15 protein-coding genes are annotated in these 16,013 nt (G+C 35.4%); 13 read left to right on the top strand and 2 right to left on the bottom strand.

Annotated features, from left to right (window positions below):
- On the top strand, positions 1-764 hold a 764-nt coding region (locus V7056_RS04910), incomplete at its 5' end, for a ComEC/Rec2 family competence protein (protein ID WP_499699828.1).
- Positions 765-805: 41 nt separating this feature from the next.
- On the opposite strand, the gene V7056_RS04905 is transcribed toward V7056_RS04910, so the two are convergent.
- Complete coding sequence (locus tag V7056_RS04905) at positions 806-940, bottom strand: YqzM family protein (protein ID WP_087998706.1); 135 nt, start codon at positions 938-940, stop codon at positions 806-808.
- 210 nt (positions 941-1,150) lie between these two features.
- Here V7056_RS04905 and holA point away from each other — a divergent pair, with 210 nt between their 5' ends.
- Positions 1,151-2,155, top strand: a complete 1,005-nt coding sequence (gene holA, locus V7056_RS04900) for a DNA polymerase III subunit delta (protein WP_499699826.1) — start codon at positions 1,151-1,153, stop codon at positions 2,153-2,155.
- Positions 2,156-2,197: 42 nt separating this feature from the next.
- Here holA and rpsT read toward each other — a convergent pair whose 3' ends face one another.
- Positions 2,198-2,464, bottom strand: coding sequence for a 30S ribosomal protein S20 (gene rpsT / locus V7056_RS04895; RefSeq protein ID WP_499699823.1), 267 nt, complete (start codon positions 2,462-2,464; stop codon positions 2,198-2,200).
- 218 nt (positions 2,465-2,682) lie between these two features.
- On the opposite strand from rpsT, the gene gpr reads away from it, so the two are divergent.
- From gpr to mtaB, 11 genes are all read left to right on the top strand, one after another.
- Positions 2,683-3,783, top strand: coding sequence for a GPR endopeptidase (gene gpr / locus V7056_RS04890; protein WP_499699822.1), 1,101 nt, complete (start codon positions 2,683-2,685; stop codon positions 3,781-3,783).
- Between the two features lie 21 nt (positions 3,784-3,804).
- Positions 3,805-4,155 (top strand): DUF3679 domain-containing protein, encoded by a 351-nt coding sequence (locus V7056_RS04885; RefSeq protein ID WP_499699820.1) that lies wholly within the window; start codon positions 3,805-3,807, stop codon positions 4,153-4,155.
- A 109-nt stretch (positions 4,156-4,264) separates the two neighbouring features.
- Entirely contained in the window at positions 4,265-6,085 is a 1,821-nt protein-coding gene (lepA, locus tag V7056_RS04880) for a translation elongation factor 4 (RefSeq protein ID WP_499699818.1), read from the top strand.
- 294 nt (positions 6,086-6,379) lie between these two features.
- Positions 6,380-7,516 (top strand): radical SAM family heme chaperone HemW, encoded by a 1,137-nt coding sequence (gene hemW, locus V7056_RS04875; protein ID WP_499699816.1) that lies wholly within the window; start codon positions 6,380-6,382, stop codon positions 7,514-7,516.
- Positions 7,517-7,636: 120 nt separating this feature from the next.
- Positions 7,637-8,665 (top strand): heat-inducible transcriptional repressor HrcA, encoded by a 1,029-nt coding sequence (hrcA, locus tag V7056_RS04870; RefSeq protein WP_499699814.1) that lies wholly within the window; start codon positions 7,637-7,639, stop codon positions 8,663-8,665.
- Positions 8,666-8,722: 57 nt separating this feature from the next.
- Positions 8,723-9,301 (top strand): nucleotide exchange factor GrpE, encoded by a 579-nt coding sequence (gene grpE, locus V7056_RS04865; protein ID WP_499699812.1) that lies wholly within the window; start codon positions 8,723-8,725, stop codon positions 9,299-9,301.
- A gap of 157 nt (positions 9,302-9,458) precedes the next feature.
- On the top strand, positions 9,459-11,279 hold the full coding sequence (dnaK, locus tag V7056_RS04860) for a molecular chaperone DnaK (protein ID WP_499699810.1): 1,821 nt from the start codon (positions 9,459-9,461) through the stop codon (positions 11,277-11,279).
- Between the two features lie 382 nt (positions 11,280-11,661).
- Positions 11,662-12,792, top strand: a complete 1,131-nt coding sequence (gene dnaJ / locus V7056_RS04855) for a molecular chaperone DnaJ (RefSeq protein ID WP_499699808.1) — start codon at positions 11,662-11,664, stop codon at positions 12,790-12,792.
- 152 nt (positions 12,793-12,944) lie between these two features.
- Positions 12,945-13,895 (top strand): 50S ribosomal protein L11 methyltransferase, encoded by a 951-nt coding sequence (gene prmA, locus V7056_RS04850; protein ID WP_499699806.1) that lies wholly within the window; start codon positions 12,945-12,947, stop codon positions 13,893-13,895.
- A gap of 1 nt (position 13,896) precedes the next feature.
- The gene (locus V7056_RS04845) at positions 13,897-14,649 is read left to right on the top strand and encodes a 16S rRNA (uracil(1498)-N(3))-methyltransferase (RefSeq protein ID WP_499699804.1); all 753 of its coding nucleotides are present in this window, start codon (positions 13,897-13,899) and stop codon (positions 14,647-14,649) included.
- Between the two features lie 4 nt (positions 14,650-14,653).
- The gene (mtaB, locus tag V7056_RS04840; protein WP_499699802.1) at positions 14,654-15,988 is read left to right on the top strand and encodes a tRNA (N(6)-L-threonylcarbamoyladenosine(37)-C(2))-methylthiotransferase MtaB; all 1,335 of its coding nucleotides are present in this window, start codon (positions 14,654-14,656) and stop codon (positions 15,986-15,988) included.
- Positions 15,989-16,013: the final 25 nt, after the last annotated feature.

Genomic DNA, 16,013 nt, shown 5'->3' with positions numbered 1-16,013 from the left:
TTGATACAGGTGGAATTGTCCAATTTAATCAAGAAAAATGGATGAAACGGAAAAAAGTGTTTTCAACCGGAACCGATATTTTACTACCAATTTTAAAGGGAGAGGGCATTCGTAAAATAGATAAATTAATTTTTACACATGGTGACTATGATCATATTGGTGGGGCATATGAAGTATTGCAATTATTCCCTGTCGAGAACCTGTTAATTGGTGACAAATTGAATTTTGGGAAAGTTGAACAAGAAAGAATAGAATTAGCGATTAAAAAAGGTACGAACATACAAAAAGTAAGTGAAGGATTTATTTGGAAAGTAGAGGATAATAATTTTCAAGTGCTTTCACCAATTAAAGGATATGTTGGTGAAGAAAATCATGGTTCGATTGTAATGAAGGCAAAAATTGGAGATAAAGTATGGATGTTTACTGGTGATGTAGACAAAAGTGGAGAACAAAGTATCATTTCAAAATATAGAAATGTAAAGTCAGATGTATTGAAGGTGGGGCACCACGGGAGTGATACATCGACTTCGGATGCGTTTGTTAGAGCCGTCGATCCTAAGTTTGCGATCATTTCGGTTGGTGCGAACAATCGTTATGGTCATCCCAAAAAAGAAGTGATTGATCGTTTACAGAAGGAAAAGATCATTATTTTACGAACAGACCGTGATGGAGCTATTTTTTATGAATTTAAAAAGGGACAAGGTACCTTTTCAACCTTTAAAGCATACCGTAAATCAAGAGACAGAAACCCAAAAGAAAAATAAAAAAGACTGCTAAAAGCAGTCCCATCATTTGATTCTATGTATTATCGAGCAACGAATTCTACGATTGTTGCAATGATAAATAGAGTAGCGAAGAAACCAAATGAAACAGCAAAACCAACGCCTGAATCAACTGCATCATTACGTTTGCTTTGTACGTTTTTTTCAAATGTATTCATAATAACCCCTCCTAATTCACAATTTTAGTATAAATCAATATAACTAAAAAATCCATAGTATGTTTGTTTTAGTTATACCGTTTTAAATGAAGAGACCGGGTCTTTATTTAAAACGTTAATATAAATTAGAGATTAGTATTTACTAATCTCTTCCTTCTAATGTAGGACATGTTATACTATACTAAGAAAATTAGCGTAGGAGAGCAAAGCATGATTACTGATTTACATAAAAAATTGAAAAAAAGTGTATCGCCGATTTATTTGTTGGTAGGTACTGAAGATTTTTTGCTTCAAGAAGCTGAAAACACAATCGTGAAAGCAGCTTTACAAGGAGAAATCGATGACTTTAACTTTCAGACATATGATCTAAAGGAAGCTTTTTTAGGAGACGCACTTGAAGATGCTCAAACTCCATCTTTTTTTGGAGGACATAAAGTAATAATAATCAAGTCATGTACGTTTTTAACTGCTCAAAAAGAAAAAAATGTACAAGATGTAGAGCCTCTTTTTGATTATATAGAAAATCCTTCACCATTTACTACGGTGGTATTCGTCGCGCCATATGAAAAATTGGATGAAAGAAAAAAAGTAACGAAAGCATTAAAAAAGCAGGTAGAACTTGTAGAATGTCATCCTGTTGAAGTGAATAATTTAGATAGCTGGATTAAAGATCAATTCACGGGAAACATTACGATTACAAATGATGGTGTTGAATCGTTAAAACTTCTTGTGGGGAATAATTTATCTATTTTAAAATTAGAATGTGAAAAGTTACAATTATTTATCGGAGACGAAGGCGAAGTAAATGCTGAACTCGTTGAATTAATGGTTGCGAAAACAATAGAGCAAAATATTTTTTCGTTAATTGAAAAAATAGCAGCAAGACAAACAACAGAAGCACTAAAAATTTTACAAGAGCTATTGTATGTGGGTGAAGAACCAATTAAAGTTATAGCTTTATTGGCTAGTCAAATTAGATTACTTTATGAAATTAAACAATTATCAGGTAATGGATATTCTAATAATCAAATTGCCTCTTCTGTTGGCGTATCACCAGGAAGGGTTTTTTATGGTCAAAAACAATCGAATTTATTTCAAGCAAATGAATTAAAAGAAGCAATTAAATTAATTGCAAAAGCAGATTATAATATGAAAACAGGACAAGGGGATAAGGTGCTGATCTTAGAAATGCTTATTTTACAAATGAATAAATAAAAACGAAAAAATGGTGTCTCATATGAGACACCATTTAATTCATTACGCGTTCATAGCGTTAACTTGTTTAGCTAAACGAGATTTTTGACGTGAAGCAGCGTTTTTATGGATTAGATTGCTGTTTACAGCTTTATCTAATTTTTTAGAAGCAGATAAGAAAGCTTCTTTCGCTTTTTCAGCTTCGTTATTAGTAACTAAAGCTTCAACAGTTTTCACTGCAGTACGCATTTCTGATTTAACAGATGCGTTGTGAGCACGATGAGCCTCAGCTGTTTTTACACGCTTAATCGCTGATTTAATATTTGGCATACCTTTCACCTCCCGAATGCAGTCGAGAAATTTGCCCTCGATTACAAATAGAACAAAACTTATTTTATCAAAACTAGTACCATTTTGCAATAGAATTCATAAAGCTATTTTCGCCTTTTCAAAAGAAAAATAAACAATTCGTTTAGAATTGGTAACATCTAGCTAAACTAATTAGGAAGAGACTAGTTAAATTAGATGTATTAATGGAGGCTAAAGACATGAGTGAGTTAGATTTAAGTCAATATAGCGTTCGAACAGATTTAGCAGTAGAAGCAAAAGAAATGCTAGAAGAACGTGAGCAAATAAAGGAAGAAATTACTGGTGTCATCCTGAAAGAACGAGAAGTTGACGGCGTCAGTATCTCGCATGTACATATAAATGAATCCGCAACTGAAAGAATTGGAAAAAAAGCAGGCAATTATTTAACATTACAAGTCCAAGGGATTCGTGAACAAGATACAGATCTTCAAGATAAGGTAGAAAAAGTTTTTGCAAATGAATTTGCAGCTTTTTTAAAAAATTTAGGCATTACTGAAGATCAAACATGTTTAGTAGTAGGTTTAGGGAACTGGAATGTAACACCAGATGCTTTAGGACCGATGGTAGTAGAAAACTTAGTTGTCACAAAACATCTTTTTGAACTGCAACCAGAAAGTGTGCAAGAGGGTTATCGACCTGTATGTGCACTATCACCTGGTGTAATGGGAATAACTGGTATTGAAACGAGTGATATTATTGCCGGTGTAATTGATAAAGTAAAACCAGACTTTGTCATTGCAATAGATGCACTTGCAGCAAGATCTATTGAAAGAGTAAATACAACCATTCAAATAACTGACAACGGTATTCATCCGGGTTCAGGAATTGGAAATAAACGTAAAGAATTAAGTAAAGATACTTTAGGGATTCCTGTAATAGCAATAGGTGTGCCGACTGTTGTTGATGCAGTTGCTATAACGAGCGATACGATAGACTTCATTTTGAAACATTTCGGACGTGAAATGAAAGAAGGAGACAAGCCTGCTAGAGCTTTGATTCCTGCTGGTATGACGTTTGGTGAAAAGAAAAAATACACTGAGGAAGATCTTCCTGGTGAAAAAGAGCGTATGGCTTTTATGGGTATTGTAGGAACGCTAGAGGATGAAGAAAAGCGTAAATTAATACATGAAGTTTTATCTCCACTTGGTCATAATTTAATGGTTACACCAAAAGAAGTGGATACTTTCATTGAAGATATGGCAAATATCATTGCCGGTGGAATGAATGCTGCATTACATTCTAAGATAAACCAAGATAATATTGGTTCATATACACATTAATTTTAAAGTGAGGAGAAACCTGTGAAATATTTGTTTCGGTATTTTACATTAATCACTTTGTCTACCATCATCATTTTAACTTGTATGCAGTTTGCCAAAAATGGAATAGGTAAAGTTACATCTACCGATTATTATCATGTAGATGATGTAGTAACGTTATCTAAACAAGATGGTAAGGCTGGAGCAGTTGTATTTGGCAAGGATTATACTGACAAAGGGTTAGCAGTAAGAGAAGAGCATCTAGAAAGACTAGGCGCGTTTAATTATTTTACGGTAGTTGGAAAAGGGATTTCTAATTTTGTTTCATATATTACGGAAAAAGGAATGAAGATTTTTGAAAAAATTCCTTCTTTAATTGATGAGTTAAGATAGTCCTTCTAAACTTCATTCGACATATACTGCTAATAGAGATTGAATAATGGCCTCGTTTTTTGATATAATCAAAACTATCTATGTTGTCGAGAAATTTAGGAGTGATGAAATGAATAATGAGTCAAGATCAGAAAGACAAAAGAGAATAAGAAACTTTTCAATCATCGCACACATTGACCATGGAAAATCTACATTAGCAGACAGGATTCTTGAGAAGACAAATGCATTAACTCAGCGTGAGATGAAATCACAGCTGTTAGACTCAATGGATTTAGAACGTGAACGTGGGATTACCATTAAATTAAATGCTGTGCAATTACAATATAAAGCAAAAGATGGAGAAGAATATATTCTTCATTTAATTGATACACCGGGGCATGTCGACTTCACGTACGAAGTTTCACGAAGCTTAGCAGCTTGTGAAGGTGCAATCTTAGTTGTTGATGCTGCGCAAGGAATCGAAGCTCAAACATTAGCAAACGTATACTTAGCGCTAGATAATGATTTGGAAATTCTACCGGTTATTAATAAGATTGACTTACCTAGTGCTGATCCAGAACGAGTACGTCAAGAAGTTGAAGAAGTAATTGGGTTAGATGCTTCTGAAGCGGTATTAGCTTCTGCAAAAGCTGGAATCGGAATAGAAGAAATACTTGAGCAAGTTGTTGCAAAAGTACCTGCTCCAACTGGTGACCCAGATGCGCCATTAAAAGCACTAATTTTTGATTCATTATTCGATCCGTACCGTGGAGTAGTAGCATATATTCGTATCGTAGAAGGAACGGTAAAGGTTGGACAAAAAATTAAGATGATGGCAACCGGAAAAGAATTCGAAGTTGTTGAAGCTGGTGTATTCACTCCACGTACAACTCAAAGGAAAGAATTAACGGTTGGTGACGTAGGATTCCTTACTGCATCAATTAAAAACGTTGGTGATACTAGTGTAGGTGATACGATTACACTAGCAGATAACCCAGCAACAGAGCCTCTTTCAGGCTATCGTAAAATGAACCCGATGGTATTCTGTGGATTGTATCCAATTGATACTTCTAAATACAATGACTTACGTGATGCTTTAGAAAAACTTCAATTAAATGATGCGGCTCTTCAATTTGAAGCAGAAACATCTCAAGCATTAGGTTTTGGTTTCCGTTGTGGATTCTTAGGCTTATTACACATGGAAATTATCCAAGAGCGTATTGAACGTGAATTTAAAATCGACTTAATTACAACAGCACCTAGCGTTATTTACAGTGTTTACACTACAAAAGGTGATATGATTACAGTTGATAACCCAGCACACATGCCAGATCCTCAATCGATTGAACGTGTAGAAGAACCTTACGTTAAGGCAAAAATCATGGTTCCAAACGAATATGTTGGGGCAATCATGGAGCTTTGCCAAAAGAAACGTGGTAACTTTATTGATATGCAGTATTTAGATGCAAATCGTGTTTCATTAACTTATGAAATTCCTTTATCTGAAATTGTTTATGATTTCTTTGACCAATTAAAATCAAGTACAAAAGGGTATGCATCATTTGACTATGAATTAATTGGATATAAAGCGTCTAAACTTGTGAAGATGGATATTCTATTAAACGGCGAGCAAGTGGATGCATTATCATTTATCGTTCATAGAGATTCTGCATATGACCGCGGTAAAATTATTGTTGAGAAGCTGAAGGAACTGATTCCAAGACAACAATTCGAAGTACCAGTTCAAGCAGCAATTGGACAAAAAATCGTTGCTCGTTCAACAATTAAATCAATGGGTAAAAACGTATTAGCAAAATGTTACGGTGGGGACATCTCTCGTAAACGTAAGCTATTAGATAAGCAAAAAGAAGGTAAAAAACGTATGAAAGCTGTAGGTTCTGTTGAAGTACCGCAAGAAGCATTCATGGCTGTTTTACGTATGGACGACTAAAATTAAAATGTAATTCTTGTACCTGCCCCTAATTCTAGGTGGCAGGTTTATTTTATTGAAGTGACGAACAAGATTTTATATTGAGCATATATATTTATAAAATTTTGGCTAAAATAAAGGTATATTTCATTTTTTCTTTTAAGTTCTTTAGTTAAGTTTCAGCCTTCTTTTTAATAGACAAAAATAGAATGAAGATATACAATTCAAAAGAAATTAAATCACAAAAGTCCCTGACTCGAAACCTAGGAGGTATTTGATCAGGGGCTTTTCGCTACATAGAAAAGAGGAGAAACAATGGTATCTTCCGTTTATATTCATATACCGTTTTGCCAGCAAATTTGTTATTACTGTGACTTTAATAAATTCATGATGGATCGACAGCCAGTTGATCAGTATTTAGAATATCTAGAAAAAGAAATAGTAGAAAGTATAAAGAGAACTCCGATTACAAAATTGAAGACAGTTTTTGTAGGTGGGGGTACGCCAACTGCATTAGACTTAGAACAAACTCAAAAATTAATAGATATGATTAATCGTCATATCATTAAAGGTCAAACTGGGGTTGAAATGACATTTGAAAGTAATCCGAATGAAATTTCAAAAGAAAAGCTTCAAATCCTAAAAGACGGTGGAGTGAATCGTATCAGTTTTGGAGCGCAAACATTTGATGAAGGATTACTGAAGAAAATAGGACGAACTCATTCCCCGAATGAAATAGAAGAAGCGATTCAGACAGCTAAAGAAGTTGGGATTGATAATATTAATCTTGATTTGATGTATGCACTACCAGGCCAAACGATGGAACAATTTGTTGACTCATTAGACAAAGCGATGGAGCTACCGATTCAACATATTTCCGCTTATTCATTAATTATTGAACCAAAAACGGTTTTTTACATAGAAATGAATAGGGGAAAACTAAAGCCTGCCCCAGAAGAAGATGAAGCAGCTATGTATGATTTCTTAATGAATTATTTAAACGAAAAGGGATATCATCAATATGAAATAAGTAATTTTGAGAAAAATGGATTAGAGAGTAAGCATAATCTTGTTTACTGGAATAATGATGAGTATTTTGGATTTGGTGCAGGGGCACATGGTTATGTCAATGGTGTACGTTATTCCAACGCGGGACCATTGAAGAAATATTTCCAGCTAATCGATGAAAACGGTGTTCCAGTCATACATGAACATACCGTGACAAAACAAGAAAAAATGGAAGAAGAAATGTTTTTAGGTCTTAGAAAAATGAAAGGTGTTTCCGAAGTAGAATTTTCTACGAAATATGGAGCGACCTTTAATGAAATCTTTCCAAATGTAATTGAAAAGTTAAGTAAAGATGGACTAGTTGAATACAAAGATGATTACTTACGATTAACGCATAAAGGCAAACTACTAGGAAATGAAGTATTTCAGGAGTTTCTATTATAAAAGTGAACGATTATCTGACTAAGGTGCTTTTCTTTTTTAATTGACATTATAAAAAGGATTTGTTAAGTTAATAATATATTTAGCACTCACTTGATAAGAGTGCTAATAGAGGTGATAAACATGTTGACAGAAAGACAATTGTTGATTCTTCAAATTATTGTCGATGACTTTATTCGCATGGCACAGCCTGTTGGTTCAAGGAGTCTTTCTAAAAAAGAAGGTATTTCATTTAGCTCGGCAACGATCAGAAATGAAATGGCGGATTTAGAGGACCTTGGGTATATTGAAAAACCACATAGTTCTGCAGGCCGTATCCCTTCTGAAAAAGGGTATCGTTTTTATGTTGACCATCTTTTATCACCACAGCTTGTGAATGAAGATGATGCTCGTTCTGTAAAAAGTGTTTTTGCTGAGCGCATTTTTGAAATTGAAAAGCTTGTGAAAAACTCTGCTGACATATTATCTGATTTAACAAATTATACGACTATTGCACTTGGTCCAAAGGTTTCTGAAAACAGGTTAAAAAGTATTCAGTTGATTCCAATCGGAACAAATCAAGCAGTATCGATTATTGTGACAGATACTGGTATTGTAAAAAATCGTACTGTTACGATTCCACCAGGGGTGTCAATGAGTGATATTGAAAAAATGGTAAATATATTAAATGAGCGTTTAATAAATGTACCAATTCATCAATTAAATGACAAACTCTATAAAGAAGTTGCGATGATCTTACGTTCACATGTTTCTAATTATGAGAGCGTGCTAAAGATGGTTTCGAATACAATTGATGTACCAATTGAACAAAAACTGTTTTTGAGTGGAAAAACAAATATTTTAGCTCAACCCGAATTTCACGATGTAGAAACAATGAGAGTATTGTTAAACATGATTGAAAAAAAGGATGAATTAAAGAGTATTCTTCCGATTGAACAGTTGGGACTTAGTGTCAAAATTGGTAAAGAAAATGAAAGGTCTGGTTTAGAAAACGTTAGTATAATCAGTGCGACTTATTCTTTAGGAGATAATCAAATCGGTACATTTGCTGTACTAGGGCCTACTCGAATGGAATATTCTCGTGTGATCTCACTAATGCATTTAATAACAGGACAATTAAACTTATTATTTTCATCTAAGGATGTTGAATAAATCCATTGTGAATAGAAACAATGGATTACATATAAAAAAATAGGAGGTGAAGGTGACATGACAGAACGTCAAGAAAATCTTGTAAAAGAAGAAACAATTACAGATGAGGTAGTGAATGAAGAAACTACTGTTGAAGAACCTTCAATCTTTACAGAAGAAGAACAAACTCAAGAAATGAATTCAAACGAAGACGAGCTTCAAAAGCTTCGTGCTGAGATTGAAGAGAAAGAAAACAAATACTTACGTCTACATGCTGACTTTGAAAACTACAAACGTCGTGCATTAATGGACCAACAATCGTTAATGACTTATCGTGCACAAAGTCTAGTAACGGATCTATTACCTGTACTAGATAATTTCGAACGTGCATTACAAGTTGAAACAACTGATGAGCAAACTGCATCTTTAAAACAAGGGATGGAAATGGTTTATCGTCAATTAGTTGAAGCTGTTAAGAAAGAAGGTATTGAAGAAATTCCTGCTCTTGGGCAACAGTTTGATCCAAACTTCCACCAAGCAGTAATGCAAGAAAGTGATTCTTCAAAACCATCAAATGAAGTCCTTCAAGAATTTCAAAAGGGCTACAAGTTGAAAGATAGAGTGATCCGTCCTTCAATGGTTAAAGTTAACGAATAAAAAACATTAGGGCAATGATTAATAGTGTTGGTGAATGGTAAAGTAAACTTTACTAGTCTCTGATTGCAACTACTAGATAACGCCCAATTTTATTAAACATAATCAAATTATAAAAAAAATTATAAAATATTTTTCTAGATTTTAGGAGGAACATGCAATGAGTAAAATTATCGGTATTGACTTAGGTACAACAAACTCTTGTGTAGCAGTATTAGAAGGCGGAGAGCCTAAAGTAATTCCAAATCCAGAAGGTGGACGTACAACTCCGTCAGTTGTTGCGTTTAAAAATGAAGAGCGTCAAGTTGGGGAAGTAGCAAAGCGTCAAGCGATTACTAACCCTAACACAATTATGTCAATCAAACGTCATATGGGTACGACTCATAAAGAACATATTGAAGGTAAAGATTTTTCTCCACAAGAAATCTCTGCGATCATCCTTCAAAACTTAAAGGCATCTGCTGAAGCTTACTTAGGAGAGCCTGTAACAAAAGCTGTTATTACAGTTCCTGCATATTTCAATGATGCTGAGCGTCAAGCAACTAAAGATGCTGGTAAAATTGCTGGATTAGAAGTAGAACGTATTATTAACGAACCAACAGCTGCTGCTTTAGCTTACGGTTTAGATAAAATGGATGAAGACCAAACAATCTTAGTTTATGACTTAGGTGGAGGTACATTCGACGTATCAATCCTTGAATTAGGTGACGGTATTTTTGAAGTTAAAGCAACTGCTGGTGACAACCGTCTTGGTGGAGATGACTTTGACCAAGTAATCATCGATTATTTAGTAGCTGAATTCAAAAAAGAAAATGGCGTTGACTTAAGCCAAGACAAAATGGCTTTACAACGTTTAAAAGATGCAGCTGAAAAAGCGAAAAAAGACTTATCAGGTATCACATCTACTCAAATTTCATTACCATTCATCAGCATGGGTGCAGCTGGACCATTACACTTAGAGTTAAACTTAACTCGTGCGAAGTTTGAAGAGCTTTCTCATAACCTAGTAGAAAGAACATTAGGCCCAACTCGTCAAGCGATGAAAGATTCAGGCTTAACTGCTAGCCAAATCGATAAAGTTATCTTAGTTGGTGGATCTACTCGTATTCCTGCAGTTCAAGAAGCAATCAAAAAAGAAACAGGAAAAGAGCCACATAAAGGTGTTAACCCTGATGAAGTAGTAGCTTTAGGGGCTGCAATTCAAGGTGGCGTATTAACTGGTGATGTGAAAGACGTAGTATTACTAGACGTAACACCACTTTCATTAGGTATTGAAACAATGGGTGGAGTGTTTACAAAATTAATCGATCGTAACACTACGATTCCTACAAGTAAATCACAAGTATTCTCAACAGCTGCTGACAACCAACCTGCAGTAGACATTCACGTTCTACAAGGTGAGCGTCCAATGGCTAATGACAATAAAACATTAGGTCGTTTCCAATTATCTGATATTCCACCAGCACCACGTGGAATTCCACAAATCGAAGTATCATTCGACATCGATAAAAACGGTATCGTAACTGTACGTGCGAAAGATCTTGGAACGCAAAAAGAACAAAATATCGTAATCCAATCTTCTTCAGGCTTAAGTGACGAAGAAGTAGAACGCATGGTAAAAGAAGCGGAATTAAACGCTGAAGCTGATGCAAAACGTAAAGAAGAAGTAGACCTTAAAAACGAAGCTGATCAATTAGTGTTCCAAGTAGAAAAAACATTAAAAGATCTTGAAGGTAAAGTTGATGAGTCAGAAGTAACAAAAGCGAACGAAGCGAAAGATGCATTAAAAACTGCTTTAGAAGCTGGAAACTTAGACGACATCCGTACAAAGAAAGATGCTCTTTCAGAAATCGTTCAAGCTTTATCAATGAAACTTTATGAGCAAGCAGCTGCAGCTCAGCAAGCTCAAGGTGAAGAAGGCGGAGCAAAACAAGACGATGTAGTAGACGCAGAGTTTACTGAAGTGAAAGACGAGAAATAAAAACGTAAGCGGAAGTGACACATTCAGCCCTAATTAGTATTAAAACAAGTACAGTAAGGTTGATTTTTAACGATTACTTATCTTGGACATTAACTATAAGAGGCTAGTCACTCAAGTTAGTTCAAAAATATATAGATACAATGGGAAAGTCAAAGTCAGGGTAGTCTTGGCTTTGACTTTTTCTCACTTTAAGAAAGTATAAATTGGTAGCAATGATGAGTACTCGACGTAGTAGCCAATTTTAGGAATAAAGTATAAGTGCAACTACGCCTCTGACTTCGCCTAAAATGCTCGTCAGTCGACGAGTTTTCTTTATTTTCTTTTAGAAAAGCACAGAATATGTTAAAATATTCTTTATGTGAAAGGAGCGGATTGAAACACTATGAGTAAACGTGATTACTATGAAGTGCTTGGTGTAAGTAAGAGTGCTTCAACAGATGAAATAAAAAAATCGTTTCGTAAATTAGCAAAAACGTATCATCCTGATGTAAATAAAGATGCCGATGCACCAGAAAAATTTAAAGAGGTACAAGAGGCATATGAAACGTTAATGGATGACCAAAAACGTGCTCATTATGATCAATTTGGTCACACAGATCCAAACCAAGGCTTCGGTGGAGGCGGCTTTGGTGGTGGAGGTTTCGGATTTGAAGATATTTTCAGTCAGTTCTTTGGTGGAAACGGAGGCGGTCGTCGCCGTGATCCTAATGCACCGAGAGCAGGAGCTGATTTACAATATACAATGACAATTCAGTTTGAAGAAGCTGCTTTTGGAATGGAAAGAGAAATTGAAATTCCAACAGAAGAAACATGTAACACTTGTAGTGGATCAGGTGCTAAACCTGGAACGTCAAAAGAAACATGTAAACACTGTAGTGGTTCAGGACAAATGAGTGTTGAACAAAATACACCATTTGGACGAATTGTTAACCGTACAACATGTTCACACTGTCAAGGAACTGGACAAATCATTAAAGATAAATGTAATACATGTCATGGTGCAGGCCGTGTGAAAACACGTAAGAAAATCATGGTGAAAGTCCCAGCCGGTATCGATGATGGACAACAAATTCGATTATCAGGACAAGGCGAGCCAGGTAAAAACGGTGGCCCAGCTGGAGATTTATATATTGCATTCCATATTCGTGATCATGAGTTCTATGAGCGTGATGGAAATGATATTTATTGTGAATTGCCGTTAACTTTTGCGCAAGCAGCCTTAGGTGATGAAGTTGAAGTACCAACGCTTCATGGTAAAGTGAAAACAAAAATACCTGCTGGAACGCAAACTGGTACTAGAATGCGTCTGAAAGGTAAAGGGATTAAAGATGTTCGTGGATATGGTCAAGGTGATCAACATGTCATCGTGAAAGTCATCACTCCTACGAAACTGACAAGTCGTCAAAAAGAGCTTTTAGAAGAGTTCTATAATATTGGTAAAGACCATAAAGACGATAAACATGACTCATTTTTTACAAAGTTAAAACGTGCTGTAAAGAATTTTGGTGAATGAGTTATTAGAAATAAATTATCGCCGTTATGTAAGGTAGAAAATGGTAACAATAATAATTAAAGAGTAAAATAAATGGCACCCTCTATACCATTAAAATTGGTTAGAGGGTATTGCCGACTAAAGAAGAGAGTATGAATGGAGTTGGTAGATTTATGAAATGGTCAGAGTTAAGTATTCACACTACACAAGATGCGGTTGAACCGATTTCTAACATCTTACACGAAGCAGGTGCAAGTGGTGTTGTCATTGAGGATGTGTTTGATTTGACGAAGGAACGAGCGCAGGTGTACGGTGAAATCTACCAACTAAACCCAAAAGATTATCCAGAGGAAGGTGTAATCGTAAAAGCATACCTTCCTGTGAATAGTTTTTTAAATGATACTGTCGACGGAATTAAAGAAGCAATTAATAATTTGATTTCATTTGATATTGATTTAGGTAAAAACACTTTTACAATTCACGAAGTGAATGAAGAAGACTGGGCAACTGCTTGGAAAAAGTATTACCATCCGATCTCTATTTCAGAACGATTTACAATTGTTCCTACTTGGGAAGAATACGAGCCGAAAAAAGCTGGGGAGTTAATTATTGAATTAGATCCAGGTATGGCATTTGGAACTGGTACTCATCCAACAACAGTTATGTGTATTCGTGCACTTGAAAAGGTTGTGAAAGTAACAGACCGTGTGATTGATGTTGGAACAGGTTCTGGTGTACTAAGTATCGCAGCAGCTAAACTTGGCTCTACAAATATTGAAGCATATGATTTAGATGATGTAGCGGTAAACAGTGCAAAAGAAAATGTTCGATTAAACAAAGTAGATGATGTTGTAAAAGTAGACCAAAACAATCTTTTACAAGGAATTGATGGTCCGTTCCAGGTTGTTGTAGCAAACTTACTTGCTGAAATTATTCTTCGATTTGTAGAAGATGTTTATAATGTTTTATCACCAGAAGGTACATTCATTTCTTCAGGGATTATCGGTTCGAAGCAACAAGATATAGAAGATGAACTAAAGCGAGTTGGATTTGAAATTGAAGAAGTGATTCATTTGGAGGACTGGGTTGCTATTATTGCAAAAAAACCAGCACAAGTGATTTAATATGCAAAGATATTTTATAGAAGCAACACAACTACAAAATGATATTGTCACAATTATTGGTGATGATGCGCATCATATTTCAAATGTCATGCGAATGAAGCCAGAAGCAGAAATCATTTGTACAGTACCAGGTTCTTCGACAGTTCGGTGTGTCCTTACAAATATTTCTAGTGAAACAGTAACTGCGACTGTTGTAGAATATGTTGAGAATACAAATGAACTGCCAATTTCAATTACGATTGCAAGTGGTCTTCCAAAGGGCGATAAATTAGAACTGATTATCCAAAAAGGAACAGAACTTGGTGCCTCTGGATTTTTACCATTTGCTGCTGCTCGTTCGATTGTTAAATTAGATGATAAAAAAGCAGGTAAAAAGACAGATAGATGGCAAAAGATTGCAAAAGAAGCTGCGGAGCAATCATATCGACATATTGTTCCAACAGTCGAACAACCAGTAGCTTTTCAACAATTACTTAATATCATACCGCAATTTGATGCGTGTATTGTAGCATACGAAGAAAGTGCAAAAACAGGAGAAACAGCACAGCTCGTTCAAACATTCCAATCATTAAAAGAAGGAACACGATTATTAGTTGTATTCGGACCTGAGGGCGGATTGTCTGAAAAAGAAGTTGACCAGCTAGCAGTTAAAGGTGCAAAACTTTGTGGATTAGGACCTAGAATTCTACGGACAGAAACAGCACCATTTTATGTATTAGCGGCTGCCTCCTATCATTTTGAATTAATGGGGTGAAGAAATGCCACAAGTAGCTTTTCATACATTAGGCTGTAAAGTTAATCATTATGAAACAGAAGCAATTTGGCAGCTATTTAAAGCAGCAGGGTATGACCGTACGGAATATGAAAGCCAAGCTGATGTTTATGTAATTAATACTTGTACAGTTACAAATACAGGTGATAAAAAGAGCCGACAAGTTATTCGTCGTGCAGTGCGTAAAAATCCAGATGCAGTAATTTGTGTAACTGGTTGCTACGCGCAAACATCACCAGCTGAAATTATGGCGATTCCAGGTGTTGACATAGTAGTCGGTACACAGGATCGAACAAAAATGCTTGATTATATCGAGCAATATCGTATTGAACGTCAACCAATTAACGGTGTAGGAAATATTATGAAAGCACGTGTTTATGAGGAATTAGATGTACCAGCTTTCACGGATCGTACACGTGCATCATTAAAAATTCAAGAAGGTTGTAACAACTTCTGTACTTTTTGTATCATACCTTGGGCTCGTGGTTTAATGCGCTCTCGTGATCCGAAAGAAGTTGTTCGCCAAGCAACTCAATTAGTTGAATCTGGTTACAAAGAAATCGTACTAACAGGTATTCATACAGGTGGATATGGTCAAGACATGAAGGACTACAATCTTTCAATGTTATTAAAAGACTTACAAGCTGTTGATGGCTTAAAACGTGTTCGTATTTCATCCATTGAAGCAAGTCAAATTACTGACGAGGTAATTGAAGTGTTACGTCATTCAAATATTGTTGTACGACATCTACATGTTCCATTACAATCAGGGTCTGATACAGTTCTGAAACGTATGCGTCGTAAATACACGATGACACAGTTTGCTGAAAGAATTGAAAAATTACGTGAAGTATTACCAAACTGTTCGATTACATCTGACGTAATTGTTGGGTTCCCAGGTGAAACAGAAGAAGAATTTATGGAAACTTATAACTTTATTAGAGACAATAAATTCTCTGAGCTTCATGTATTCCCATACTCAAAACGTACAGGTACGCCTGCAGCGCGTATGGAAGATCAAGTTGATGAAGAAATCAAAAATGAACGAGTACATCGTTTAATCGAACTTTCAAACCAATTAGCAAAAGAATACGCGTCAATGTTTGATGGTGATGTTCTTGAAGTCATTCCTGAAGAAACATACACTGAGGATGGTCATGAAGGCTATCTAATCGGATACACGGATAACTATCTTAAAGTTGTATTTAAAGGAACTGAAGATATGATTGGTAAAATTGTAAAAGTCAAAATTGCTCAAGCTGGTTATCCAGTGAACAAAGGAGAATTTGTTCGAGTATTAGAAGATGTAGCAGTTAACTAATGAACATAAATACAAAAAGCCTAGT

The sequence above is a fragment of the Bacillus sp. JJ664 genome (genome assembly GCF_036962205.1).
In the GTDB taxonomy this organism is placed as follows: domain Bacteria; phylum Bacillota; class Bacilli; order Bacillales; family Bacillaceae_G; genus Gottfriedia.
The sequence above is the reverse complement of the archived record's forward strand: the minus strand, read 5'-3'. Positions and strand labels throughout refer to the sequence as shown.